This is a genomic window from Mesorhizobium sp. M0040, from assembly GCF_040323505.1.
GTDB lineage: Bacteria > Pseudomonadota > Alphaproteobacteria > Rhizobiales > Rhizobiaceae > Mesorhizobium.
In genome coordinates this window covers 23,191-49,202 of the sequence record NZ_JAMYVA010000029.1, presented here as the reverse complement: position 1 = coordinate 49,202, position 26,012 = coordinate 23,191, and the positions used below count along the sequence as shown (strand labels likewise).

The 26,012-nt window shown below is 64.4% G+C and carries 21 protein-coding genes; 11 read left to right on the top strand and 10 right to left on the bottom strand.

Translation table 11 applies throughout. The features are described 5' to 3' along the window. Positions 1 to 77 precede the first annotated feature (77 nt). The 6 genes from NKJ91_RS22185 (at position 78) to NKJ91_RS22160 (ending at position 6,515) form a co-directional block, all read left to right on the top strand. The gene (locus NKJ91_RS22185; RefSeq protein ID WP_352457276.1) at positions 78 to 1,880 is read left to right on the top strand and encodes a GtrA family protein; all 1,803 of its coding nucleotides are present in this window, start codon (positions 78 to 80) and stop codon (positions 1,878 to 1,880) included. Positions 1,881 to 2,011: 131 nt separating this feature from the next. Further along, entirely contained in the window at positions 2,012 to 2,779 is a 768-nt protein-coding gene (locus tag NKJ91_RS22180) for an SDR family NAD(P)-dependent oxidoreductase (RefSeq protein ID WP_352457275.1), read from the top strand. After that, positions 2,776 to 3,729, top strand: coding sequence for a 2-dehydro-3-deoxygalactonokinase (locus NKJ91_RS22175; protein ID WP_352457274.1), 954 nt, complete (start codon positions 2,776 to 2,778; stop codon positions 3,727 to 3,729). Before NKJ91_RS22180 ends, NKJ91_RS22175 begins: the two co-directional genes overlap by 4 nt. Then, entirely contained in the window at positions 3,726 to 4,364 is a 639-nt protein-coding gene (locus NKJ91_RS22170; protein ID WP_352457273.1) for a 2-dehydro-3-deoxy-6-phosphogalactonate aldolase, read from the top strand. The genes NKJ91_RS22175 and NKJ91_RS22170 overlap by 4 nt, the downstream gene beginning before the upstream one ends. After that, complete coding sequence (locus tag NKJ91_RS22165) at positions 4,364 to 5,245, top strand: SMP-30/gluconolactonase/LRE family protein (RefSeq protein WP_352457271.1); 882 nt, start codon at positions 4,364 to 4,366, stop codon at positions 5,243 to 5,245. The genes NKJ91_RS22170 and NKJ91_RS22165 overlap by 1 nt, the downstream gene beginning before the upstream one ends. A gap of 211 nt (positions 5,246 to 5,456) precedes the next feature. Continuing rightward, positions 5,457 to 6,515, top strand: a complete 1,059-nt coding sequence (locus tag NKJ91_RS22160) for a D-alanine--D-alanine ligase family protein (RefSeq protein WP_352457270.1) — start codon at positions 5,457 to 5,459, stop codon at positions 6,513 to 6,515. On the opposite strand, the gene NKJ91_RS22155 is transcribed toward NKJ91_RS22160, so the two are convergent. From NKJ91_RS22155 to dnaK, 6 genes are all read right to left on the bottom strand, one after another. Next, a complete protein-coding gene (locus NKJ91_RS22155; RefSeq protein WP_023679856.1) occupies positions 6,512 to 6,799 on the bottom strand; it encodes a DUF1330 domain-containing protein in 288 nt (95 codons plus the stop codon). The two genes, NKJ91_RS22160 and NKJ91_RS22155, sit on opposite strands and share 4 nt — an antisense overlap. Before the next feature lie 169 nt (positions 6,800 to 6,968). Further along, complete coding sequence (gene pyrF, locus NKJ91_RS22150; protein WP_352457269.1) at positions 6,969 to 7,682, bottom strand: orotidine-5'-phosphate decarboxylase; 714 nt, start codon at positions 7,680 to 7,682, stop codon at positions 6,969 to 6,971. After that, positions 7,679 to 8,275, bottom strand: a complete 597-nt coding sequence (locus NKJ91_RS22145) for an NADPH-dependent FMN reductase (protein ID WP_352457268.1) — start codon at positions 8,273 to 8,275, stop codon at positions 7,679 to 7,681. Before NKJ91_RS22145 ends, pyrF begins: the two co-directional genes overlap by 4 nt. Before the next feature lie 60 nt (positions 8,276 to 8,335). Then, entirely contained in the window at positions 8,336 to 8,941 is a 606-nt protein-coding gene (gene pmtA, locus NKJ91_RS22140; protein ID WP_023679853.1) for a phospholipid N-methyltransferase PmtA, read from the bottom strand. A 117-nt stretch (positions 8,942 to 9,058) separates the two neighbouring features. Then, positions 9,059 to 10,189 (bottom strand): molecular chaperone DnaJ, encoded by a 1,131-nt coding sequence (gene dnaJ / locus NKJ91_RS22135; protein WP_023679852.1) that lies wholly within the window; start codon positions 10,187 to 10,189, stop codon positions 9,059 to 9,061. 213 nt (positions 10,190 to 10,402) lie between these two features. Further along, positions 10,403 to 12,319 carry a molecular chaperone DnaK gene (gene dnaK, locus NKJ91_RS22130; protein ID WP_023679851.1) on the bottom strand — a complete coding sequence of 639 codons (1,917 nt, stop codon included), beginning with the start codon at positions 12,317 to 12,319 and terminating at the stop codon, positions 10,403 to 10,405. Positions 12,320 to 12,889: 570 nt separating this feature from the next. On the opposite strand from dnaK, the gene NKJ91_RS22125 reads away from it, so the two are divergent. From NKJ91_RS22125 to NKJ91_RS22110, 4 genes are all read left to right on the top strand, one after another. Next, positions 12,890 to 14,851, top strand: coding sequence for a hypothetical protein (locus NKJ91_RS22125; protein WP_352457267.1), 1,962 nt, complete (start codon positions 12,890 to 12,892; stop codon positions 14,849 to 14,851). Positions 14,852 to 14,861: 10 nt separating this feature from the next. Next, a complete protein-coding gene (locus NKJ91_RS22120) occupies positions 14,862 to 18,530 on the top strand; it encodes a DUF7929 domain-containing protein (protein ID WP_352457266.1) in 3,669 nt (1,222 codons plus the stop codon). Between the two features lie 221 nt (positions 18,531 to 18,751). Next, positions 18,752 to 19,429, top strand: coding sequence for a ribulose-phosphate 3-epimerase (gene rpe / locus NKJ91_RS22115; protein ID WP_352449613.1), 678 nt, complete (start codon positions 18,752 to 18,754; stop codon positions 19,427 to 19,429). 40 nt (positions 19,430 to 19,469) lie between these two features. Continuing rightward, complete coding sequence (locus tag NKJ91_RS22110) at positions 19,470 to 20,993, top strand: malonate--CoA ligase (protein WP_352449612.1); 1,524 nt, start codon at positions 19,470 to 19,472, stop codon at positions 20,991 to 20,993. A gap of 2 nt (positions 20,994 to 20,995) precedes the next feature. Here the strand turns inward: NKJ91_RS22110 and nagA are convergent, their stop codons facing one another. From nagA to NKJ91_RS22090, 4 genes are read right to left on the bottom strand one after another with little or no spacing between them, the layout of a single operon-like run. Beyond that, a complete protein-coding gene (nagA, locus tag NKJ91_RS22105; protein WP_352457265.1) occupies positions 20,996 to 22,168 on the bottom strand; it encodes an N-acetylglucosamine-6-phosphate deacetylase in 1,173 nt (390 codons plus the stop codon). Beyond that, positions 22,165 to 23,196 (bottom strand): SIS domain-containing protein, encoded by a 1,032-nt coding sequence (locus NKJ91_RS22100; RefSeq protein ID WP_352457264.1) that lies wholly within the window; start codon positions 23,194 to 23,196, stop codon positions 22,165 to 22,167. Before NKJ91_RS22100 ends, nagA begins: the two co-directional genes overlap by 4 nt. After that, positions 23,193 to 23,975: a GntR family transcriptional regulator gene (locus NKJ91_RS22095; protein WP_023679844.1), complete on the bottom strand. Its 783-nt coding sequence runs from the start codon at positions 23,973 to 23,975 to the stop codon at positions 23,193 to 23,195. The genes NKJ91_RS22100 and NKJ91_RS22095 overlap by 4 nt, the downstream gene beginning before the upstream one ends. Beyond that, positions 23,972 to 24,853, bottom strand: coding sequence for a glucosamine kinase nucleotide-binding domain-containing protein (locus NKJ91_RS22090; RefSeq protein WP_352457263.1), 882 nt, complete (start codon positions 24,851 to 24,853; stop codon positions 23,972 to 23,974). The genes NKJ91_RS22095 and NKJ91_RS22090 overlap by 4 nt, the downstream gene beginning before the upstream one ends. A gap of 199 nt (positions 24,854 to 25,052) precedes the next feature. Here NKJ91_RS22090 and NKJ91_RS22085 point away from each other — a divergent pair, with 199 nt between their 5' ends. Next, positions 25,053 to 26,012 (top strand): N-acetylmuramic acid 6-phosphate etherase, encoded by a 960-nt coding sequence (locus tag NKJ91_RS22085; protein ID WP_352449607.1) that lies wholly within the window; start codon positions 25,053 to 25,055, stop codon positions 26,010 to 26,012.

Below are 26,012 nucleotides of genomic sequence, written 5' to 3'. Positions count from 1 at the left end.
CTCGGGCGGCTTTACTATTTATTGAAGCTGTTAAGGCTAGGTTTAAACCGCCCCGTATTCCTTCCAAAGGTCCCGATATGAGCACAGCCGACGATGGCGCCTCCATTTGGAGGTCCGATATCGCGCTGGCGCTGCTTGCCACGGTGCTGGCGCTTGCCGTCAATGCCTTTGTCGGCTTCCCGGCACTGACCAATGCCGGCGGCGACAACGACAATCTGCTGCGCCTCGTCGAAGTTCGCGACATGCTGGCCGGCCAAAGGTGGTTCGATCTCCACCAGTACAGGATGGGCCTGGAAGGCGGTTTCGTCATGCATTGGTCGCGGCTGGTCGATGCGCCGATCGCGGCCATCATCATGGCCGTATCGGCCCTGACCGGCAGCGCGGCCTTTGCCGAGAATGTTGCGCAAGTGCTGTGGCCGGCGCTGCTCTTTTGCCTGACCGTGTTTTTCACCGCTCGCGCCGTACGCAGCTTTGCCGGTGACAGCGCCGTGCTGCCCGCTGTCGTGATCGGCGCTGCCGCACTGTATTTCCTCGGCATTTTTTCGCCTGGCGCGCTCGATCACCACAATGTCCAGCTGATGCTGAGCATGGCCAGCCTGAGCCTGTTGCTTGAAGCGCCAACGCGCAGGCCGGCGGCATTGCTCTCCGGCCTGTGCGCCGGATTGATGCTGGCCGTCGGCATGGAGACCGCGCCTTATGTGGCCACCATCGGCGCCTCCGTTGCCATGCTGTTTGCTCTCGGCGCCAATGGCGAGAGGCTGATCGCCAGGGATTTCGGCCTCGGCTTTGCCGGCGTCTCCGCCCTCGTCTTTGTCGTCACCATTCCGTGGTCCGCCTGGGGTCAGGCGCAATGCGACGCCTTCTCGACCGTGCAGTTCGTCGTCGCGGCGATTGCCGGAACCGGCCTTGCGGCGATAGCGTCGGTCGAGCCCGCCTGCCGCACGCGCCAATGGCGCATCGCCTCACTTGGCCTGCTTGCCCTGCTATTGGGCGCTGTCGTCGTCTTGTTGTTCCCACAATGCCTGGCAGCGCCCTATGCCAACCTCGATCCGCGCCTCAAGGAGCTATGGCTTGATCACATCGACGAGGCGCAATCGCTGTTCAAGCTGCTCGCTGAAGATCCGGCCGGGGTGGTGGCGCGCTATGCCACGCCGCTCATCGCGCTCGTGCTGATGGCGCTTCGCCTTGGCCGTGGCGGCTGGCGGCGGCAGGACAGCCTTGTCGGCGCGCTGCTTGCCGTGGCCTTCATCGTCAGCGCCTGGCAGGTGCGCGGTTCGACATTCTCGATCGCCTTCGCTGTCATCCCGCTTGCCGCCTGGATTGCCAAATGGCGTCAACGGGCAGAGGCCAGCGCGTCGCGCGGTGTGGCGCTGCGCATGGCTGCCGTCTGGCTGGTTTCGGTGAATGCGGTCTGGACTGGGGCTGCCGCGGCGACCTCGGTCGCCTTCGACGACAGCAACACCACGGCGGATAATGGCGACGGCGCCGATGTCGCTTGCCAGCGCATGGCCTCCTTTGCGGCGCTTGGCCGCCTGCCAGGCACCACCGTACTGGCAATTTCCAATCTTGGATCGCCGATCCTGGCCTATTCCGGACATCACGTCTTCGCCGGGCCCTATCATCGCAACGTCGCCGGCAACCTGCTGGCGCTCGATGCCTTCCTTGGGTCCGATGCCGATGCCAGGACCATCCTGGCGGATCATCACGTCGGCCTCGTCGCGCTGTGCCCCGGCAGCGCCGAAAGCAAGCTCCTCGCAGCCGAGGCGCCGGCAGGCTTTCTTGCCGGGCTGATGCGCGGCAGCGTGCCGGAATGGCTTGAGCCGGTTGCCGGGACCAGCGGAGCCGCCGTCGAATTGTACCGCGTCCGGCTGGGCAGCTGATCGATCGGCGGCCCGTGCGGCCTTTTGTCGGACATAAGTCCTGACAATCCACTCTTTCGCCCTTGCCCACCCGACACGGCTGGATAGGATGCGCGCCGGCCGACTGCGATTATTGGACCGGGAGAGAATTCATGATGCCATCGGCGCGCTTTGCCGACCTCGAAGGCGCTTCGGTGCTCATCACCGGCGGCGGCTCCGGCATTGGCGCCGCCTTGACCGAGGGATTTATCCGCCAGGGGGCAAAGGTCGCCTTCATCGATATCGCGGACCGTCCGAGTGTGGCGCTGGCCGATCGGTTAGAGAAGGAGCTGGGCCGGCGGCCGCTTTATCTCAAGACCGACATACGCGACATCGAGGCGTTGCGGCTATCGGCGGCCAAAGCCGCCGAGGCGCATGGCGACGTGACCGTGCTGGTCAACAATGCCGCGCAGGATGACCGTCATGCCGTGGAAGACGTCACGGTGGAGTTCTGGGACAACAATCATGCCATCAACCTGCGCCCGCATTTCTTCAGCGCACAGGCGGTGGCGCCGGGCATGAAGCGGGCCGGCGGCGGATCGATCATCAACTTCACCTCGACCTCGTTTCTCATCAACCATCCCGATATGCCGGCCTATACCGCCGCCAAGGCCGGTATCGTCGGCCTTACCAAGGGTCTTGCCGGCAAGCTCGGCATCGACGGAATCCGCGTCAACGCGATCGCGCCCGGCTGGGTGATCACCGAGCGGCAGAGAAAGCTCTGGGTCACCGAAGAAGCGCTTGCCGCTCACGTCGCCAAGCAGTGCATCAAAGAGATCATGCAGCCGGAAGACATTGTCGGAACCGTGCTGTTCCTGGCGTCGGATGCCTCACGCATGCTGACCGCGCAGATGCTGATCGTCGACGGGGGGTTCCTGTGAGTTCACCGAGCAAGGCAGCTTCCGTCGCGGCCGTCGACTGGGGCACCACCCGTATGAGGGTCTGGCTGCTCGACGGCGCCGGCAAGGTTCTCGCCGAGCGGCGCGGCGATGACGGGCTGATCACCGCCCACGCTAAAGGATTTTCGTCCATTCTCGAAGGGTATCTGGCTGCACTGGGCGCAGCCGAGGCGCTGCCGGTCATCATTTGCGGCATGGCCGGTTCGCGCCAGGGCTGGCTGGAGGCGCCCTATGTCAGCGTGCCGGCGCCGATCGGCGCTATTCTCGCCGGCGCTGCCCGCATCCCCGGCCAGCGCCGCGACATCCGCATCGTGCCTGGCCTTGCCCAGCGTCTGGCCGACGCCCCGGATGTCATGCGCGGCGAGGAGACGCAGCTTGCCGGCGCCGGTTTGCCGGCAAAGGGACGCCATCTCGTCTGCATGCCTGGCACCCATTCGAAATGGGTGCTGGTCGAGGACGGCTCTGTTGCCGGTTTCGGCACCTGGCCGACCGGCGAGCTGTTTTCGGTGCTGGCCGCGCACTCGATCCTGCGCCATTCGCTGGGCGAGCCGCCGAAGCCGGTTGCCGCCGAAAATCCATTTTTCCGGGAGTGGTGCCTGAAGGCGTTGGCCGAAGGCGGTGACATCGTTTCAAGACTGTTCTCGATCCGCGCCGCCAGCCTGCTGCAGGGTCTGAAGCCCGAGGATGCCGCCGCCTGCCTGTCCGGCCTGCTGATCGGCGGCGAGATCGCTTCGGCGAATCGCCGTTATGGGGCAAGTGCCGTGCCCGTCGTGCTGATCGCGTCGGGCGCACTCGGCAAGCTCTATGCCGACGCGCTCGGCCTTGCCGGGCTCGCGGTCAGGGTGGTCGACGCCGACGAGGCGGTGCGTGCCGGTCTTGCCGAAGCCGCGCGCGAAAATGGCATGATCGCCGGAAATGGAGTTGCCGCATGACAGAGACCGCACCTTTTCCAAAGCTCGAGCGGGGTCTGGTCGCCATCCTGCGTGGCCTCAAGCCAAGCGAGGCGGTGGCGATCGGCCAGGCGATCTTCAGCGCCGGTATCGAAGCGATCGAGGTGCCGCTCAACTCGCCCGATCCTTACGCCTCCATCGCCAGCATTGTCGGAGCGCTTCCTCCAACAGCCTTGGTCGGTGCCGGCACGGTGCTCAGCGCCGCCGATGTCGACGGCCTGCACAAGGCCGGCGGGCGGCTGCTGGTCAGCCCCAATATCGATGTCGAGGTCATGGGCCGTGCCATGCACTACGGCATGGTGACGATGCCCGGCGTGTTCACGCCGACCGAGGCATTTCAAGCAATCCGGCTCGGCGCCTCGGCGTTGAAATTCTTCCCGGCGAGCGTGCTTGGCGCGGCAGGCATTTCGGCGATGCGCGCGGTGCTGCCGGCCAGTGTGCTGGTCGGCGCGGTCGGCGGCGTTTCAGATAAGGATTTCGCCGGCTACAAAGCGGCCGGCGTCAGCGTCTTCGGTCTTGGCTCCAGCCTCTTCAAGCCGGGGATGAGCGTCGACGAAGTGGCGGCGCGAGCGAAAGCCGCAGTTCAGGCCTGGGACGCGGCGTTTGGAGCGGCATGATGAGCGAGACCATTGTTTCGGTTTTTTCCGACCATGCCTGCCAACTCGGCGAGGGACCAAGCTATGACCCTGCCACCGACACGCTCTACTGGTTCGACATCGTCAACGGCCAGCTCCTGGAAAAGCTCCTGTCGGGCGGTGCGGTCAAGATCCACGAACTCGGTCAGATGGCCAGCGCCGTCGCCATCGTCGACGACCGGCGCCAGTTGATCGCCACCGAGACCGGCCTGCATGTCCGCGACGTCGCGACCGGCAAGCTGACGTTGCACACGCCGATCGAGGCCGACAATGCGGTCACCCGCTCGAACGATTCACGCGTTCACCCTTGCGGCGCGCTCTGGGTCGGCACAATGGGCAAGGGCGAGGAGAAGGGTGCCGGTTCGATCTACTGGTTCTTCAAGGGCGAGCTGCGCCGGCTCTATGCCGACGTCACGGTGCCCAATTCGATCTGCTTTTCCGAGGATGGGACGATCGCCTATTACACCGACACCAGCACCGGACTGTTGATGCGCGTCGGCTGCGATCCGGCGACCGGCCTGCCGGTTGGCGAACCGAAGGTCTTCGTCGACCACCGTTCGGCCAAGGGCTATATCGATGGTTCGGTGCTCGACCGTGACGGCATATTGTGGAACGCCTGCTGGGGCGGCAGCGTCGTCGAAGCCTATGGACCCGACGGCAAGCTTGTCCGTTCGGTGGCGATGCCGGCGACGCAACCGTCCTGTCCAGCTTTCGTCGGCAGGAACGCCGACCGGCTGGCGGTCACCTCCGCCTGGTCGGGCAAGAGCGAGAAGCAGCGCCTGCTCGACCCGCAAGCCGGCATGACATTCATGCTCGACATTCCAGTCAATGGTCGCTTCGAGCCACGCGTGCTGATTGGCTAGACCATATCTAGCACTGTCGTGCAGGCGTCCGGCTGACGTCGGTTCCGCGAAAGCCGAATGCATTCGCCGTGCGATGCTAGAACGGTTCATCGTTTCGCGGGAACGCTGAACCGCTCTATCTCTTTGTTTTGACGCAATTCCGGACGGAAACCGTTTCACACTTTTCCTGGAATTGCTTTAGGCAATCGTGCTGCCGGGAAATCGTTCGATCATGTCAAGCCGCAAGCCGAAGCTGATCCTTGTCTTTGAGCCGGAAAAGGCCTGCTTCGATCGGCTGGTCGCCGATAACCACGTGCCGGAGCGTGCCGCCGAAATCGCTTCCTATCTGGCGCAATCGACCGACTTCGCTGCTGAATTCGACGCACTTGCCGCCGCTTGCCAGAAGCGCGGCCTGTCGTTTGCGCCGGTGACGCTCGACGACGACGCAAGCGCTCTCGCCGGCGAGGATCAGAAGACCACGCTAGTCTGGACGCTGACCGACGGCGTCGCCTATTTCCGCGGCGGCGCTGCACCGGCTCTGGCACGGCTGAATGGCCTGAAGGCGATCGGCGCCGACGATGCGCTGTTCGCGCTCTGTCAGGACAAGTTCCGGTCCGGCGCCGTGCTCGGCGCGCTTGGCCTGCCGGTGCCGCAGGCGGGCCTTGCCCGTGACGGCGCCTGGCTGGTCGCGCCACCGGCCTCGCCCGCCGGCTGGTTCGTCAAGCCGAACCGGCTCGGCGCCAAGATCGGCATCTGGCCGGATTCGCACTGCCACGATCTCGGCCACGCGCTGAAGCTTAGCCGGCGCGTCTTCGCTGCCTATCGCGACGATGTCATCGTCCAGCCCTATGTCGCCGGCCGCAACGCGCGCGCCAGTTTTCTCGGATTGAGGCTGGATACCGGCGTCGAGGCGCTGGGCATCGCCTTTGTCGATTCGGGCGGCGATTTCCAGACCATGCAGGACAGCCTGGCGCTTTACGGCGATACCGGCGCAGCGGCGAAAGCTGCGGGAAAATATACTGAGCCGGTGCTGCTGCCGGTCGCCGGCAGCCAGCCTGAAGCCGATGCAAGAATCCGTCGCATCGCCGAACGCCTGATGGTCGGGCTTGGCCTGCGGGATGTGTTTTCCATCGATTTCCGGGTCGAAGCCGACGACAGCGTCCACCTCATCGAGTTCGAGGTCTGCCCCGGCCTGCCCTGCTTCGATTTCCGCGATTACTGTCGCCAGCAATGGGGCTTGAGCCTCGCCGATGCGATGGCGGAGGCAGCGGCGAACCGGCTTCTCGCCTAAATCCCCTCGACCAGCACGATTTCGCCCTCGGCCACCTTCTGGCGGATCGCGACGGCGCGCTGGTATTCGGGCGAGTGGTAGCAGTCATGCGCCGCCGCAAGCGACGGAAACTCGATGATCACGTTGCGGTCGCGGCCCGGCCCCTCGGCTTTCTCATGCGCGCCGCCGCGCGCCAGGAACTTGGCGCCGAAGCGGTCGAAGGCCGGTTTGGCAGCTGCGACATAGTCCTTGTAGCCTTCCGCATCGCGCACGTCGACGCGAGCGATCCAGTATCCCTTGGGCATGGTATTTCTCCTGGTTTTGGCCGTGCGCGGACCGATTTTGAAAGTCGCTCCGGTGAGATGGCTGGGGGTGTTTTCGAGAACCGGAGCGGAGCGCACTTAAAGTACGTGAGCACCGGAAGCGGAGAAAACGCCGTCAGACGGCCGCCGGAGCAAGTTTCGGAATTGGTCCTCAGGCCGAGCGCATTTCATCGAGGATCGCTTCCGCTGCCGCCCGCCTGTCGGCCGCACCGACGATCGGCCGGCCGACGACGAGGTGGCTGGAGCCGTTGCGGATCGCCTGCGCCGGCGTCACCACGCGTTTCTGGTCGCCATGGTCGCTGCCCTTCGGCCGGATTCCCGGCGTCACAACCGCCAGGTCGGGGCCGACGATGCGGCGCACCGCCTCAGCTTCCTCGGCCGAGCAGACGATGCCGCCCATGCCGGCATGCAGCGCCTGCTCGGAGCGCCTCAGCACCAGTGTATGCGGATCATATTCATAGCCGGCGTCGATCACGTCCTGCTCGTCCATCGAGGTCAGCACGGTGACCCCGAGCAGGCAAAGGTCGCTGCCCCTGGCAGCCTCGACCGCCGCCTTCATCGTCTTCGGATAGGCATGGATGGTCAGCATGCTCATGCCCATCCTGGCGATGTTTTCGACCCCCTTGGCCACCGTGTTGTCGATGTCGAGCAGCTTCATGTCGAGAAAGATCCTGGTGCCGCCGCTGGCCAGCTCGCGGGCGAAGTCGAGCCCGCCGGCAAAGGCGAGCTGGTAACCGATCTTGTAGAAGGAGACGATCCCGTCGAGCTCGCGCACCGCTTTCTCGGCTTCCTTCAGCGTCGGCAGGTCGAGGCCGACGATCAGCCTTTCCTGCATCGTGTCGGCATGCGCGGCGTCCGGGATCATGCCTCGATCCGCGTCGACAGCATGCGCGAGGTTTCGATCAGCGTTCGGCATAGGTGCTCCATCGATTGGCGTAGTCTCTCGTCCCTGAACTTGCCCTCGTCGTCGAAGGCGTAGCCGCCCTCCGGCACCGAGCATTCCGGTGTCACCACCTCCATCCGGCAGCGTACCAGAACGGCGCGCAGATGGTTGATGCAGCGTATCCCGCCGAAGGGTCCGTTGGAAGACGAGCAGAGGCCGGCGACCTTGCCGGCAAGTGGCCTGAACGTCCGGCCGCCATCCTTGCGCAGCTGGCTCACCCAGTCGATGCTGTTCTTGAGCAACGGTGGAATGGAGCCGTTATATTCGGGCGTCGCGATCAGCAGCCCGTCATGGGCGGCGATCATCCGGCCGAGCTTGACGGCGTTTTCGGGAATGCCTTCGTCCTTTTCCAAATCCTGGTCGAGGATCGGCAGCGGATAGTCGGCGAGCGAGATGCGGGTCACCTCGGCGCCCTGCATGGCAAGTTCCTTCTGTGCCACGTCGGCGGTCCTGCCGCTATAGGCGCCGCTGCGCACCGAACCGGCGACGACGAGAATTTTCGGGATCACAGCCATGGGTCTGCCTTGTCACCCGATGGGTATAAGACAAGTGCTATTCAAACCCAACGTTTCAATTCATGCGGCCCCGCGTCGGTAGATCCAAAGCTGCGTCGGCGGAATGTTGCGGATGACGAAATGGAAATGCTCGACCGTATAGTCGCCGCGGCCCGGCGGGATCGGCGACAGCGGCCCGTAAGTCAGCTGCACGATCGGCCGGCCCGCCGGGATGCGGTCGAGCAGGCTCTCGACATAGGCGATGCGCTGGGCGACGGGGAAATTGAGCAGCGGCACGCCCGATATCACGGAATCGAAGATCAGGTCGCGCTTGTCGCCAAGCGTCGCGTCGAGATTGAAGGCGTCGCCCTCGATGACGTTGACGCCTGGATAAAGCTGGCGCAGATGGCGCACGAAATCAGTGGAATATTCGACCGCGTAGAGATTCTCAGGCTTTATGCCCTGGGCGAGGATGGCGCGTGTGATGACGCCTGTACCGGGTCCGACCTCGAGCACCGGCAGGCCGGATGTCGGATCGACGATCGAGGCCATCTTGCCTGCGGTGATGGAACTGGTCGGGACGATCGAACCGACCGCCTTCGGCTTATCGATCCAGCCCTTGAAGAACTTCAGCTCGTCGTCGAACTTTTCCGCCAGCGTCTTTCGCAGTCCGGGACTACGCGTCATCGAAAGTCCTCCTCAACGCTCCCTCGCATGCTACTTAACAGTTACGAGGTGCAAGACAAGTCGAATCCCCGGATAAGGTGTTGATGACGCTCGGGAAGCGTTTTCCAGGGATCAGCTTCAGTGCTCGCCGAACGTTTCGAAAAAGTCTTTCATGCGGGCGAAAAATCCGCTCGACTGAGGCGAATTGTCCTTTGAGGAAAGCTGCTCGAATTCCTCCAGCAATTCGCGTTGACGGCGCGAAAGGTTCTGCGGCGTCTCAACCACGGTCTGGATGTAGAGGTCGCCGATATTGGGCTGGCGCAGCACAGGCATGCCCTTGCCCTTGAGGCGGAACTGGCGACCGTTCTGGGTGCCTTCCGGCACCTTCACCTTCGTCTGGGTACCGTCCAGTGTCGTCACCTCGAACGAGCCGCCAAGCGCTGCTGTCGTCATCGAGATCGGCACCTTGCAATAAAGATCGGCCCCGTCGCGCTGGAAGAATTCGTGCGGCTTGACCGCGAGGAAGATGTAGAGATCGCCCGACGGGCCGCCGCGCAGGCCAGCCTCGCCCTCATTGGCCAGCCGGATGCGGGTGCCATCCTCGATGCCGGCAGGGATGTTTACCGACAGCGAGCGCTCCTCGGTGACACGGCCTTGGCCGGCGCATTTCGGGCACGGATCCTTGATGGTCTGGCCGCGCCCCTGGCATTGCGGGCAGGTGCGCTCGATCGAGAAGAAGCCTTGCGTGGCGCGCACCTTGCCGTGGCCGTTGCACATCGAGCAGGTGACGGGCTGGGTGCCAGGCTTGGCGCCGCTGCCCGAGCATTCCGAGCAGGAAATCGAGGCTGGCACCCGAATCTGCGCGGTCTTGCCGGAAAATGCCTCTTCCAGCGTAATTTCCATATTGTAGCGCAGGTCGGCGCCGCGCTCGCGTCCGCCGGACGAGCGGCGCTGGCGCCCGCCCATCATGTCGCCGAAAATGTCTTCGAAAATGTCGGCGAAGCCGCCGGCGCCAAAGCCTTGCGCCCCGCCATTCATACCGCCGTGCTCGAAGGCGGCGTGGCCGAAGCGATCATAGGCGGCGCGCTTCTGCGGGTCCTTCAGTGTCTCGTAGGCTTCGTTGATTTCCTTGAACTTGTGCTCGCAGGCATGGTCGCCTGGGTTGCGGTCGGGATGGAACTGCATGGCGAGCTTGCGAAAAGCGCTCTTGAGCTCCTTCTCGTCGGCGCCCTTTTGCACGCCTAGCGTTTCGTAAAAATCAGCTTTCATGTTTTCCCGCAGTCCGGATAGTCAACGTCTTGAAGCATCGTTGCGTCGTTTGCCGGCACGCTGTTCCGATTTAGGTGTGATGGAGCCGCGATGCCAGTGTCTACGAGGCTTTGTCCGCATTTTTTCGGGCAGCTCAGCGTTTTTCCGGCAAAGGGTTGCAAAAAAGCCCGGCTGTGCGCCGGGCTTTTTCCCTTACCTGTACCGTCAGGCGGTTCAGGCCGACTTCTTCTTCTCGTCGTCTTCGTCGATTTCCTCGAAGTCGGCATCGACGACGTCACTGTCCTTGGCGGCATCAGCCTTGGCGTCGGCTTCGGCGGCTTCCTTCTGCGAAGCCTCGTACATGGCCTGGCCGAGCTTCATCGAGACTTCGGCGAGCGTCTGCGTCTTGGCCTCGATCTCGGTCACATCGTCGCCTTCGGCAGCGGTCTTCAGCGCCGCGATCGCATCGGCGATCGCCGTGCGGTCGGCCTCGGAAACCTTCTCGCCGTATTCCTTCAGAGATTTCTCCGAGGAATGCACCAGCGCCTCGGCCTGGTTGCGGGCCTCGACCAGCGCGCGCCGCTTCTTGTCGGCTTCGGCATTGGCCTCGGCGTCCTTGACCATCTTCTCGATGTCGGCGTCCGAAAGGCCGCCGGACGCCTGGATGCGGATCTGGTGCTCCTTGCCGGTGCCCTTGTCCTTGGCCGAGACGTTGACGATGCCGTTGGCGTCGATGTCGAAGGTGACCTCGATCTGCGGCACGCCGCGCGGCGCAGGTGGGATGCCGACCAGATCGAACTGGCCGAGCGCCTTGTTGTCGGCGGCCATTTCACGCTCGCCCTGGAAGACGCGGATGGTCACCGCCGACTGCGAATCCTCGGCCGTGGAGAACACCTGGCTCTTCTTTGTCGGAATCGTCGTGTTGCGTTCGATCAGCCGCGTGAACACGCCGCCCAGCGTCTCGATGCCGAGCGACAACGGCGTCACGTCGAGCAGCAGCACGTCCTTGACGTCGCCCTGCAGCACGCCGGCCTGGATAGCGGCGCCCAACGCGACGACCTCATCCGGGTTGACGCCCTTGTGCGGCTCCTTGCCGAAGAACTGCTTCACGATCTCCTGGATCTTGGGCATACGGGTCATGCCGCCGACCAGGACGACTTCGTCGATTTCGCCGGCCTTCAGGCCGGCATCCTTGAGCGCCGCCTTGCAAGGATCGATCGTGCGCTGGACGAGATCCTCGACCAGGCTCTCGAACTTCGCCCGCGTCAGCTTCAGCGTCAGGTGCTTGGGGCCGGTGGCATCGGCGGTGATGAAGGGCAGGTTGATCTCGGTCTGCGTGGTGGACGACAGCTCGATCTTGGCCTTTTCAGCCGCTTCCTTGAGGCGCTGAAGGGCGAGCTTGTCGTTCCGCAGGTCGATGCCCTGTTCCTTCTTGAACTCGGCCGCCAGATATTCGACCAGACGCATGTCGAAATCCTCGCCGCCGAGGAAGGTGTCGCCATTGGTCGACTTCACCTCGAACACGCCGTCGCCGATTTCGAGCACCGAAATATCGAACGTGCCGCCGCCAAGGTCATAGACGGCAATCGTCTTGCCTTCCTTCTTGTCCAGTCCATAGGCAAGCGCTGCCGCCGTTGGCTCGTTGATGATGCGCAGCACTTCGAGGCCGGCGATCTTGCCGGCATCCTTGGTCGCCTGGCGCTGGGCGTCATTGAAATAGGCCGGAACGGTGATGACCGCCTTCTCGACCTTCTCGCCGAGATAGGCCTCCGCCGTTTCCTTCATCTTCTGCAGGATCATCGCCGAGATCTGGCTAGGCGACTGCTTCTTGCCGCCGGCCTCGACCCAGGCGTCGCCATTGTCGCCCTTGACGATCTTGTAGGGGACAAGCTTCTTGTCCTTCTCCGTCACCGGATCGTCGTAGCGGCGGCCGATCAGGCGCTTGACCGCGAAAATGGTGTTCTCAGGATTGGTGACCGCCTGGCGCTTGGCCGGCTGGCCGACAAGGCGCTCGCCGTCGCTGTTGATGGCGACGATGGAAGGAGTCGTGCGCGCGCCTTCCGCATTCTCGATGACCTTGGATTCCTTGCCGTCCATGATGGCCACACAGGAGTTGGTTGTTCCCAGATCGATACCGATTACTTTTGCCATTTCTCTAATCTCTCCGCTAAGCAGGCTCTCAGGACCCGTACAGGCGTTCCGACGAAAGCCCCTGTTCACAAGAAATTCCGCTCCGGCAACCGGCATTCGGCGCTGGACGGCTTGGCGCGTATATAAGAACAGGCTGCGTGGCGCGCAAGCATTCTGCGCAAGGCGTTCACCATTCATCGCGGTTGATCGGATTCGGGACCGGCACGCCCGTATTTTCCGGCCGTGATCCAGCCCGGCCCGGCCCGGCCCATGAACCTTTCCGCCTCACCTCGCGACTGACGCTTAGGTGCCGCGTGGTGCGGCCCCGGAAAGGAAAGCCCCATGATCACAGATCCAGAGGCTCCATGGTCTCCGGGAACAGCAGGAGCTCAGCGCGACTATCGCCTTCGGGACCGGGTCGATGCGCTGGGCTTTTCGCTGGTTCCGTTGACCCTGCGCGGACGCAGGCGTATCGTGACGTTGAGGAAAGCAGACAATTCGATCAGGGATGAACGTGCCGGAACGCCGCGCCTTGCCCTGATTTGCGCGCCGGGACCGGAAGTTTCTCCCATGACCTGTGGGGGGAGATCCATGTCTTGCGACCACGGCGCGTTCGTGCGCTCTCGTGCCGGCCGTTTGCGCCGCGCCATCCAGGCTACCAGCGGATTGTCGATCTTGGCGCTCGCCGCTGGGCTCTGGCTCGGTGGCTCGGCCCAGGCTCAGGAAACCCGGATCATCTATCCCGGCTCGATGGCAATGACCGGATTCTCCGGCACCATCATTCCCAATTTCGAGGAAGGCCTGCCGCCGGGCGTCGATCCCGTCGACGAAACCTTCATCGACACGGCGCGCGCGACCTTGCGCATCTTCGACGTCTCAAGGCTGGGCGGGCCGGCGTCTGGCCAATTGGTCTTCACCCCGCCACCGTTCGAGGTCACGGCCGGGCAAATCGGCCAGGTGTTCGGCATCACCTACGACGACGGCGTGCGCGACGGCGTTCCATCGGCCATTCCAAACCTCTATGCCGGCGCCACGTCGCTGCACGGCATCCGCATAGTCACGCCAGACGGCGACGCCGACGGCCGGCCGGAGCGGCAGCGCCGCGGCACGGCTGACGCGGTCTTCATGGACGGCCAGTTCGGCACCGAAAACGGCGGCGGCCCCGGAACGATCTGGAAAATCGACGGCATCACCGGCGCCGTCTCGAAATTCGCCGATATCGACGCCAATAGCGGTCCCGGCATCGGCGACGTCACTTTCGACAATATCCACCGCCAGTTCTTCGCCAGCGATCTCGACACCGGCCTCATCCACCGCATCGACGCCAATGGCGCGCTGCTCGACGCGTTCGACCACGGTATAGCCGGCCGCCCGGCGCACGGGCTTGCCGCCCTTGCCGACGACGGCTCGGTGATTGACATCCAGGGTGCTGCCTTCGACAGCGAGGACCCCGACAGCTGGGGCTACACGCAGGACGAGCGCCGCGTCTGGTCGGTCGCCTATCGTGGCAGCCGGCTCTATTATTCGGTCGGTGATAAGGCGGAGATCTGGTCGGTGGGCGTTGCCGGCGACGGCAGTTTCGCCGGCGACCCGCGCTGGGAACTGACGGTCAAGGCCGACAAGGATTACGCGGTCACCGACATCGCCTTCGACAACGAGGGCTTCATGTACCTGGCCCAGCGCGGCCCGGTGGAGAACCGCTACGACTACAGCCAGTTCGCCGATTCCGGCAAGGGTGAGGTCATCCGCTATTGGCGCGAAAATCCGGACGATCCGGCGACGGAATCGGCCTGGGTGGAAGTGCCGCAGGAATATGCGGTCGGCTTCCCGCAAGACAACCGACAGTCGGCCGGCGGCCTCGACCTGCAATATGGCTACGATGCCGAAGGCAATCTCGATACCGGCGTCTGCACCGACACGCTGGTCGATACCGGCGACAAGTTACGCGACAACCCGGAGCTTGCCGAACAACTCGCAGCCGGCGGGCCGCTCGCCGTGCACGGCGTGCAAATCACGCCGACGGCACTGGCCAAGCCGGCCAACATGCCGCCTTTCGGCTCGTGGTTCGTCGACTTCGACAATTATTTCGAAGACCCGGAAGTCGAAGGCCATGTCGGCGACGTCGAGGTCTGGCGCCCCTGCGAAGGCCGTGCCGGCTATTACGAGCAGGTGCCTGGCGGCTATCTGCCACCGTTCTATCCGCCGGACTTTCCGCCCCCCGGCAATCTGCCTCCTTGCCTCGATGTCGAGGATGTCAGGTATTTCTGCACGCCCTCCGGCCTCGAGGCCGATCTCTATCTCCATGACCATGCCGGCTTTGGCGGCGATTCGATCAGGGCTCTGTCCAGGACCCCTGGCGTTGGGGTGACTTCACCTCTGTCGCATGCGCCCGGCGCGCCATACACGATCGGCATCACCGGCCATTACCCTGGCGATACGGTCGATGTCGGGCTCTGCTTCTACAGGCAGTCCGATACCGACAAGGGTGGCTACTACCCTTGCTGCAAGATGACCTTGCCGCTCAGAACCCCAGCCGTCAGCTGCGAACCGTGAGGAGGGGAAGATGAGCAATCTCGCATTTTTCCCGCCTGCGACAAGCAGCCAATCAACCGGCAAACAATCATTCGTCATGGAGACCATCATGAAACCCCTGTCACTCGCCAGGCGCGGCGTGCGCTGGCTGATGGCGGCCGGTATCGCGGTCGCCATGCTGAGTCCGCTGCAAGGCTTCGCTGAAGACCTTGCTCCGGCCAAGACCAAGCCTGCCGATGCGGTCACTGTCATTCCCGATACCAGGCTCGATTTCGACAATCCTCGCACCGTCAATCCGGAGCCGGGCCGGATCGTGCCCTTGTTCACCAAGAAAGGCACCCAGAGAGGCTGCGACTATGTCGTATACTCGCTGAGCTTTGGCTTGCGCGGCAATCCGCAGGGTCTTGCCAGCCCCGGCCTCGCCGCCGTGCTGAAAAAGGTCAGGCTCGATTTCAGGGACCAGCTCCCGCACGGCCTGCGCATCGTCGGCGTGCATGTGACCGGCGACGGCACCGATGCGTCCGGCGGACCGCTGCCCGGTGCTGTGATCAGCAGTTCGGCTGGCCCGGACGATACCGCGACGGTGTCCGATTTCCGGATTTCCGCCAGCGATCTCGACGGCATCGGCGCTGCGAACGAGCGCGTCATCACGTTCCAGATCACCGCCAAGATCGACCATGCGGCGTTTCCGTCGCCGACGATCGTTCACAACCAGGGCGTGGTCAAGGTGAGCCGCGAACGCGGCGCCGGCATCGAAATCCCGTCGCAGGACCCGGGCAAGCCGGACGACGGCAATTATCTCACGGGTGCAAAGACGTCGATCAAGATCGACGTCACCAGGTGCAACCCGCCGCCTCCACCTCCCGGCAAGGAATGCTTCAAGGTGGAGCGCGGCACGGTCGATTGCGTGCCCGGCGGCGGCGCCTTCATCTACCACATGCCGGTCGGCCCAGAGATGGCTGGCAAATGGGTGCAGCTTTCGACGACGACACCCGGCATCACCATCATTCCCGACACGCAATTGGTGCCGGCCGGCGGCGGTGTGCTCAATTGGAAGATCGTCGGCGCTTCACCCGGCGACGTCATCCACATCATCGTCACCGGTATCGAAACCTATGCCGGCCCGAGGGAGGGCTGGGGCCTGTGCTGCACGCAGACCATCGATATCGTCATCCCGCGTGATCAGCGCTGCCCGCCGAAGGACAAGGAACCGGATCTGAAAGTCGAAAAGCGCGCCGACGTGCAACGTTGCACGATCGGCGGCGGCTGCGACTTCACCATCAGGGTCACCAATGTCGGCGATGCACCCTACCACGGCAAGATCGTGCTCGACGAAGTCACCCTGCCGGCCGGCTCCACCCTCGATTCAGGGCCGAACCCGCCTTGGGTCTGCGCGCCTGGAACCACCCCGATGATTTGCACTCATCCGGTGACCACGCTCAATCCGGGTGCCTCTGTCGACCTCAAGCTCGGCTTCAAGCCGGCCGCAGGCTGGCGAGGCAGCGTCTTGCGCAACTGCGCCACTTACAATTATGCCAGCGGCAAGCCGCTTTTCGGCAGCCAGCAAGACGATCGCGGCTGTGCTTCGATCCCGGTCTGCCGGCGTGGCGATCGTGACCGCGACTGCCGGCCGCCGGTGGAGAAGAAGGTCGACCTGATCCTGAAGAAGCGCGCCCGCACCGAATTCTGTTCGGCCGATGGCGTCTGCACCTTCGTGGTCGACATAATCAACAATGGCAGCGTCCCCTATAATGGGCCGCTGACGGTCGTCGATACCTATCCGGGCGGCGCGCCGGCATCCTCGACCTTCGGCCCGACGCCGCCATGGACATGCGGACCGAACGGTCCCGGCAAGTTCCGCTGCGACAATGCCGGCATCGTGCTGTTGCCTGGCGCCTCGACGCCGATCTTCGTCAGGGCGGTGATGCTGGCCAACTACCGGCCCGACCGTGTCGAGAACTGCGCCGAGGTGAAGGCTATTCCCGGTGAGAACGACATCACCAACAACAGGGCGTGCGCCAAGGAACGCATCCATCATCCGAATGGCGGCCAGCCGGCCCTGCGCATCACCAAGGTGTGCAATGGTTCGCTGGCCGGTGCTGCGGTCGTTTCCTGCCGCATTACCGTCATCAGCCTCGGCACCACTGCCCCGACCGGTCCGGTACGGGTCAACGATGCCGCGACGCTGATAGCCAGCGGAGCGCCGGTCCAGATCCAGACCGTCACCCCAGACGGCGCGGAATGGACTTGCGGACCGGTTCCGGCCAACACACTGTCCTGCCAGATTCCCCGCGCCGTCATGACGCCTGGAACCAGCCGCCATTTCGACGTGACGGTTGCCGCGAACGGCGAATTCGAGAACTGCGCACGCGGCTCCTACGGCCCGGCTCCGGGAGACGACATCGTCTATCCGATCGGTCAGGCCTGCGCCAAGGGCGGCGGGGCCTCGACCATCCGCGTCGAGAAGACCGGTGATGCCGAGTGCAAGCCCGGCCAGCCCTGCTCGTTCGAGATCACCATCACGAACGATGGCGCGAGCGCCTTCTCCGGCCCGGTTCGCATCGGCGATGCGATCGGCGTCGAAGGCCTCGGCCGGCTGGAGGGCGTTGCGATCACCTCGATCGATCCGCCCTTCGGCTGCTCGCCGGAGCCGGCAATCTTGCCTGTGTCCTGCATCGCTCAACTGACGCTCGGCGCCGGGGAAAGCCACGTTCACAACGTGACCGTGGTGCTTCCCGACGACGGTCGCCTGGCAAATCTGCAGGGCACTGTCAATGGTCAGAACTGCGTCGGCGTGCTCTCTCCCGACACGCCGGTGCAAGGCGGCGGCGACGTGTTGTCCCGCGGCGCGGCCAACGTGCAGGGCGATCACGGCAAGGCCTATGCCTGTCATCCCTTCACCATCAGGAATGAGGTGAAGAAGGAATGCTCGGCAGGCTTCGTCATGAACGACGCCGGCAACTGCGTCTGCCCGCCCGGCACGACCTTCCGCAACGGCCAATGCTCGTCCGGCGGCGGCACGGTCATCGTGCCGAAGCCAAAACCTTGCGTTCTGCTCAAAGGCCAGATCCGTACCGAAGACGGACGCTGCGTCTGCCCGCACGGAACCGAACTGGAGAACGGCGCTTGCGTGGGGAAAGAGCCGAAGCCCGAGCAGTGCACCATCCGTGGCCAGATCCACGACGCTGCCGGCGATTGCGTCTGCCCGCGGGGCACGGAAGTCAGGGGTAGTGCCTGCCGGCCAATCCAGCCGAAGCCGGAGCAGTGCACCATCCGCGGTCAGATCCACGACGCCGGTGGCGATTGCGTCTGCCCGCGGGGTACGGAAGTCAGGGGCAATGCCTGCCGGCCAATCCAGCCGAAGCCGGAGCAGTGCACCATCCGCGGGCAGATCCACGACGCCAACGGCGATTGCGTCTGCCCGCGGGGTACGGAAGTGCAAGGCAATGCCTGCAGGCGCAAGAAGCCTGTTGTGGTGGAGTGCCCGATACCCGGTCAGATCCACAACAAGCGTGGCGTTTGCGTCTGCCCGCGTGGGACAGAGCTGCGCGACGGCGCCTGCCGCAAACCGCGGCTGGAGTGCGCACCGGGCGCGCGGCCGATTAATGGCCAGTGCCAGCCGATCCGCAAACCGAGCCTGCTGCTGAATCCAGATGTTCTTCAGCAGCTGCCAAGGCGCAAGCCGCAGCTCGAGCAATAGGATCGCGCGCGAACTTCAAACGGGTGATCATTCGATCAAGAAAACCCCGCCGGAGCGATCCGGCGGGGTTTTTCTTTGGCTGGCAGATGAAAGAGCAGCGAAAACCTGAAGCCGTGGCATCAGCGGAAGGACAAACCGGCTTCCACTTTCCGGACTCGACTCATGGTCTAGGCAGGCGATACAGAGGGTCCGTAAACCGAGGCGTTCGGGAAGACCGCGTCATGAGCAAAAAAACCCTGATCGCGCCATCGGTGCTGGCTTCCGATTTCTCGAAGCTCGGCGACGAGGTCGAGGCGGTGGCGGCCGCCGGCGCCGACTGGATCCATCTCGACGTCATGGACGGGCATTTCGTCCCCAACATCACCTTCGGGCCGCCGGTGATCAAGGCGATCCGCAACCGCACCAAGGCCTTCTTCGACTGCCATCTGATGATCGCCCCCGCCGACCCCTATCTGGCCGCCTTCGCCGAGGCCGGCTGCGACGGCATCACGGTGCACGCCGAAGCCGGGCCGCATCTCGACCGCTCGCTGCAGACGATCAAAAACCTTGGCAAGAAGGCCGGCGTGTCGCTCAACCCCGCGACACCGGAGACGATGATCGAATACGTGCTCGATCGGCTCGATCTTATCCTGATCATGACGGTCAATCCGGGCTTCGGCGGCCAGGCCTTCATTCCGGCGATCGTAGACAAGGTGAAGCGGGTGAAGGCGCTGATCGGTGACAGGCCGATCCGGATCGAGATCGACGGCGGCATTTCGCCGGAAACTGCGCCCCTGGTCACCGCCGCCGGCGCCAGCGTGCTGGTCGCCGGTGCGGCCATTTTCAAGGGCGGCAGCGTCGCAGCCTATCGGGCAAACATCGAGGCAATCAGGGCAGCGGCGGACAAGGCGGCCGGCTGACCGCCGCCGTTCGGCCGGAGACAGCCGCTCGGGGGGACTTTTGAGCAACCATCTGTTCGATGCTTTCCGTGCCCGGATGCCCACGCCCGGACGCCTTTTGATGGAGGCAGAGGACGGGCGCTCGATCAGCTATGGCGAAATGCTGGCGCGCTCCGCTCAACTGGCACATGTGCTGTCGCAGCTGGGCGTCGAAGCCGGCGACCGCGTCGCCGTTCAGGTCGAGAAGAGCCCGGAGGCCATTTTCCTCTATCTCGCCTGTCTGCGTGCCGGCGCGATCTTCCTGCCGCTCAACACCGCCTATACGCTGACCGAGCTCGAGTATTTCTTCAGGGATGCCGAGCCGCGACTGATCGTCTGCGACCCGGCGCGAGTGACCGAGATCGGCGCTTTGGCGCAGGACTCGGGCGCTGCGGTCGCGACACTCGGCAGCAAGGGCGAGGGTTCGTTGACCGATCGGGCCTCTGAGGCGGCCGTGGACTTCCACGACGTGGCGCGCGGACCGGACGACCTTGCTGCGATCCTCTACACCTCCGGCACCACCGGCCGTTCGAAAGGCGCCATGCTCAGCCACGAAAACCTCGCCTCGAATGCGCGGGTGCTGGTCGACCTCTGGCGCTTCACTGCCGCAGACGTGCTGATTCACGCGCTGCCGGTTTTCCACACGCATGGCCTTTTCGTCGCCACCAATGTCGTCCTGATGGCCGGTGCCTCGATGCTGTTCGAAACCAAATTCGACCCGGCCCGCATCGTCTCGCTGCTGCCGCGCGCCACCGTGCTGATGGGCGTGCCGACATTCTACGTCCGCCTGCTGCAGCAGGACGGTTTGAACCGGCAAGCGGCGAAAAACATCCGCCTGTTCATTTCCGGCTCGGCGCCGCTGTTGGCCGAGACGCACAGAGCCTGGCGAGAGCGCACCGGCCACGCCATCCTCGAGCGCTACGGCATGACCGAGACCAACATGAACACGTCGAACCCTTATGATGGCGAGCGGCGTGCCGGCACGGTCGGGTTTCCCGTGACCGGCGTTTCCCTGCGCATCACCGACCCCGAGAGCGGCGAAACACTTGCCAAGGGCGATGTCGGCATGATCGAGGTGAGGGGTCCCAATGTCTTTTGCGGCTACTGGCGCATGCCGGAAAAGACCAAAGCGGAGTTCCGTGACGACGGTTTCTTCATCACCGGCGATCTCGGGCTGATCGATGCCGACGGCTATGTCCACATCGTCGGCCGCGGCAAGGACCTGATCATTTCCGGCGGCTACAATATCTATCCAAAGGAAGTCGAGAGCGAGATCGACGCGCTGCCTGGCGTCGCCGAAAGCGCTGTCATCGGCGTTGCCCATCCGGATTTCGGCGAAGGCGTCACCGCTGTCGTGGTGAGGGCGCCGGGCTCGACCATCAGCGCCGCAGGGATCGTCGAGGCCATCGCCGGGCGCCTCGCCAGGTACAAGCATCCGAAACGGGTGATCTTCGTCGACGAACTGCCGCGCAACACGATGGGCAAGGTGCAGAAGAACCTGCTGCGCGAAGCCTACAAGGACCTCTATACGTCCAAAGCCGGCTAACCCTAACGAGCAGGGCTGCCTGCAAAAACCTTGGCACCATCGATCCAGACGCTTTTAATGTCCAGATCGTCCGACAGCGAAACGATGTTGGCCGCGGTACCGTTGGCGAAGCGCCCGAACCGGTGCGACTGGCCGACCGCCTGCGCCGGATAGAGGGAGGCCATGCGCAAGGCTTCGTCGAGGTCGAGGCCGACGACGCGGTGCATGAAGCGCACCGCGGAAATCATGTCGAGATCCGCGCCCGCCAGCGTGCCGTCGGCAAGTGTCAGCCTGCCATCCTTGCGGTGGATGGTGCGGCCGTTCAGCGTGAACGAGGTCATGTCGGTGCCGATCGTCGCCATGGCATCGGTAACGAGCAGGATCTTGCCCGGCCCCTGCTTGGCGCGCAAGGCGATGGCCATGGTGGCCGAATCGACATGGATACCGTCGGCGATGATCCCGGCATAGAATGCGCCGGTATCGATTGCGGCGCCCGCTAGCCCTGGCTCGCGATTGCCGATCTGGCTCATCGCATTGAACAGATGGGTGACCACCGTTGCGCCGGCCTCGGCAAAGGCGCGAGCCGTGGCATAGCCGATATCGGAATGGCCGATGCTGACGACAATGCCGGCCTTGCTAAGCGCCGACACCTGGCTGGGCTCGACGGATTCGGGCGCCACCGTCGTCAGCAGCACGGGCAGGTTTTTCCGTGCGGCGATCAGCATCGTCTGGTCGGAGTCTAGCATCGGCCGGATCAAAGCCGGGTCATGTGCGCCCTTGCGGGCGATCGACAGATGCGGCCCTTCGAGGTGCAGGCCCAGGAAACCCGGCACCTTCCTCCGTGCCGCCTCGGCTCCGGCCGCAACCGCCGCGGCGGTGATCTCGGACGTGTCGGTGATCAGCGTCGGCAACAGCGCCGCCGTGCCGAAGGGTGCGTGCGCCCGGCAGATGGTCTCGATCGAGGCGACGTCGGGATGGTCGTTGAGCATGACGCCGCCGCCGCCATTGACCTGCAGATCGACGAAGCCAGGCGCCAATATGCCGCCGCCGGTCTCGATACGCGCAACATTGGATGGAATGGCGCCGGCGGCAACAATGGCCTCGACGAGGCCGTCGCGCACGACAAGCGCCGCATTGTCGTGCCAGTCGTCGCCATCGAAAATCCGGGCGCCAGTCAGGGCAAAACGGTCGCTCATAGGGTTTCCGTTACCTTGCGCAGATTGGGCGGCGTGTCGGGGTCGAGGCCGCGATGGCGGGCAAAAGCCTCGACGAAACCATAGAACGACACGATCAGCGTCAGCGGGTCGGTCAGCGGATGACCGGTTGCGACATGCGGCAGGCGCTGAGCGCTCTTTGCCTTGTTCGACGTCACAAAGACGGCAGCGCCCTTGCCGGCCAGGCTGTCGGCGGCATCGGCCACCGATGGCTCGGACGCATCGCGAGCAGCCAGAGCCAGCACCGGGAAAGCGGGACCGACCAGCGCCAGCGGGCCGTGCATGACCTCGGCGGCACTATAGGCTTCCGCATGCATGGCGCAGGTTTCCTTGAATTTCAGCGCCGCCTCGTTGGCGATCGCCGCCGACGGGCCGCGGCCGAGAATGAACAGCGATTTCGGCGTCTCGAGTGCCCCAGCCAGCGCCATCCAGTCGCAGGCGATCGCCTTGCGAAAATGCTCCGGCAAGCGCGCGAGCGCCACCAGGAGTTTCTCGTCGCCGGTGCAATGCGCCATCAAGGCGAGTCCTGCGACGGCTGAATTGACGAAGGTCTTCGTCGCCGCGACGCTGCGCTCCGGTCCGGCCAGGATGTCGATTGCGTAGTCCGAAGCCCGCGCCAGCGGCGAATCGGCGGTGTTGGTGATGGCGACGGTCAGCGAACCGCCGGTCCTCGCCGCTTGCGCCATTGCAACGATGTCCGGGCTCTTGCCGGACTGCGAGATCGCCAGGCAGGCCGAGCCGCCCAGCTTCAGCTTGGCGCCATAGATCGAGGCGATCGACGGGCCGACCGATGCAACCGCCAGCCCGGCGGTCAGCTCCACGGCATATTTCATGAAGGTTGCGGCATGGTCGGACGAGCCGCGCGCCACGGTGACGACGAAATTCGGATCGCGCTCGCGAATGCCGCGTCCAGCTTCCGTCAGCACCGCGGCCGAGCCATCGAGCAGGCGGGCGGTGGCCTCCGGGATCTCCTCGATCTCGCGCCGCATATGGGTCGTTGTCGCGGTCATGGCCGGCCCTCTTCGCCCGGCCCGCTCAGCCGGAGTTCGGCGACAAAATCATAGGCGTCGCCCCTGTAGATGGAGCGGGTAAACTCGATCACCTTGCCGCTCGCCAGATAGGAGATACGCTCGATGTGCAGGCCGGCAATGCCCGGCGGTACTTCCAGCAGATGTGCGTCGCCATCGCCGAGATTGGTGGCGGAAATGCGCTGCACCGCCCGCACCGGCCTGTTGCCGGTCTTTTCCAACGCGGCGTAGAGCGACGAACCAATCGCCGCCGGATCGGGCAGCACGCTTGTCGATAGCGAGGCGCGCTCGATCGCCAGCGGCGTGTCGTTGGCGATACGAAGGCGCGCCACGCGCGCCACCAATTCGTTCGACGCCAGGCCGAGCACCATCATCTCGTCGGGCGACGGCGGATAGAGGCCGCGGTCGAGCCAAGCCGAACGCACCGCCATGCCGCGCCGCGCCATGTCTTCGGTAAACGAGGTCAGCATCGACAGCGACTGCTCGACGCGCTCCATACGTGGCGCAACGAAGGTACCGGAACCATGGCGCTGGACGAGGATGCCGCCCTTGACCAGGTCCTGCACCGCCTTGCGCACGGTGACGCGCGAAATGTCGGCCTTGCTAGCGATGTCGCGCTCGGAAGGCAGCGCATCGCCAGGTCCGATCAGCCCGCGTTTGACCGCATCCTCGATGCTCTTCCTGAGCTGCAGATAGAGCGGCGCGCCACTCTGCGACGATTGTTTCAGCGCCGCGAATATCTGGTCGGCGGCCTCACTCATCGAGCTGCCTCCGCCGTGTTTGCGAAAATCCGAACCGCCATCTGCACCGCGCCGCCCAGCGCGTCATCGAGCGGCGGTTTCAGCAGCGCCCGGTAGCGGGCCGACAGGCGCGGCGCATAAAGCGGCGCCAGCCCGCCGAGCAGGCAGAGCGGATCGTCGCCGCCGAGGTCGAGCACGCCAAGCGCTGCCTCGACATCGGCGACCGCCTTGTCGAGGATCCAGATAGCGACGGCGTCGCCTTTTTCGGCATGTTCGAACACCTTGGGCGCGAAGCCGCCGAAATCGCCGGGCTTGGCGTTGGTGGTGAACTCGACCACATCCTCGGGATTGTTGCGGAAGATGGTGAGCATGGCCTGCGTCAGTGGCGAGCCTTCGCGGATGCCGTCATAGGCGAGCAGCGTCTGCTCGAGCAGGTCGCGGCCGATACGGGCGCCGCTGCCCTGGTCGCCGACCTGGAACCCCCAGCCGCCGATGGCGCGCGACTTGCCTTGTTTGCGTGCCATATAGGCGGTGCCGGTGCCGAGTATGGCCATGGCGCCGTCGCCGGAGCCAACCGCGCCTTCCAGCGCGATCTCGGCGTCGGTCTCGACACGGCTGATGCGAAACGGCAGGATCGCTTCGAGCTGCTGCCGGTAGGTGCCGACATTGGCGCCGGCAAGACCGAGAACGGCCGGAGTTTGCGGGATCAGTGCGGGATCCCTGCCCGCGGCGACAAAGGCCTGCTGCGCTGCGTCGACGATGTTCGTCCTGGCGCCGGTGAGATCCGTTCGGATGTTGGCGGCACCGCTTTTGGCGCGGCCGAGGACGCTGCCGTCGGCCGTTGCAAGGGCCGCCCTGCAGCTGGTGCCGCCGCCATCGATGCCGAGCACGAATTTCACGCGATTTCTCCTCCGGGCGGATAATACCAATAAAATACCAATAGCCAAGGATTAATTTCCGTTTCAAAAAAGTTAAGACGTAGTTTGTTGGAAAATCAGCCAATTTCGTTCGCAAGCCTGCACCGCCGCAAGGATTTCATTAATGCGTGTGGACAAGTGGTATTTTTTTGGTATGGTTTTCTCGATTGGAGGAAAGCGGATGGCCGAAACGCGCACCGAAGCGCTTCACCAGAATGCCGAGGGACTGGATATCCAGGCCCCGGAAGCCATCCTTTCCTCTTTGGCCAACGCACAGATCGAGGCCGCCAAGGCCGTGCACGGCGCCATTCCCGCTATTGCCGCGGCAGCCGAAATCATCGCAAGCAGACTGAAAAGCGGCGGCAAGCTCGCCTATGCGGCTGCCGGCAGTTCGGGCCTGATGGCACTGGCCGATGCGCTTGAGCTGCCGGGCACTTTCGGCATCCAACGCGACCGCATCGCCATCCTGATCGCCGGCGGCGACGAGGCCTTCAAGACACTGGCCGGCGGGCCGGAGGACGACACCGAGGAAGCTTCGGCAGCAGTTGCCGCCGCCCGCATCGGCAAGGGCGACTGCCTGATCGCCGTCTCGGCCAGCGGCTCGACACCTTATGCAGTCAGGGCGATCGAGGACGCCAGGCGCCGCGGTGCGGCGACCATTGCCATCGCCAACAACAGGGATGCGCCGCTGTTGCGGCTGGCCGACATCGCCATCCTGCTCGAAACGCCACCGGAGCTGATTGCCGGCTCAACGCGCATGGGCGCAGGCACCGCCCAGAAGATCGCGCTCAACATGCTGTCGACGCTCGCCGCCATCCATCTCGGCCATGTCCTTGACGGCTACATGGTCAACCTCATGGCCGACAACATCAAGCTGCGCGACCGCGCCGCACGCATCGTCGCCGCCGTCAGCGGGCGCGACAAGGACGAGGCGGCACGCCTGCTCGAAAGGAGCGGCGGCGTCGTCAAGACCGCTATTCTGCTCGCCGCCGGCGCCGCCAGCGCCGATGCAGCCGAGAAGATATTGGAAGGGACCGGCCACAAGCTGCGGCCGGCCCTTTCCGCGATCGAGGGGAGCAAGGGGCGCAATGCCTCTGTTCTCATCAAAACCGAACCTGAAAAAGGTCAACAGGGAGACTGA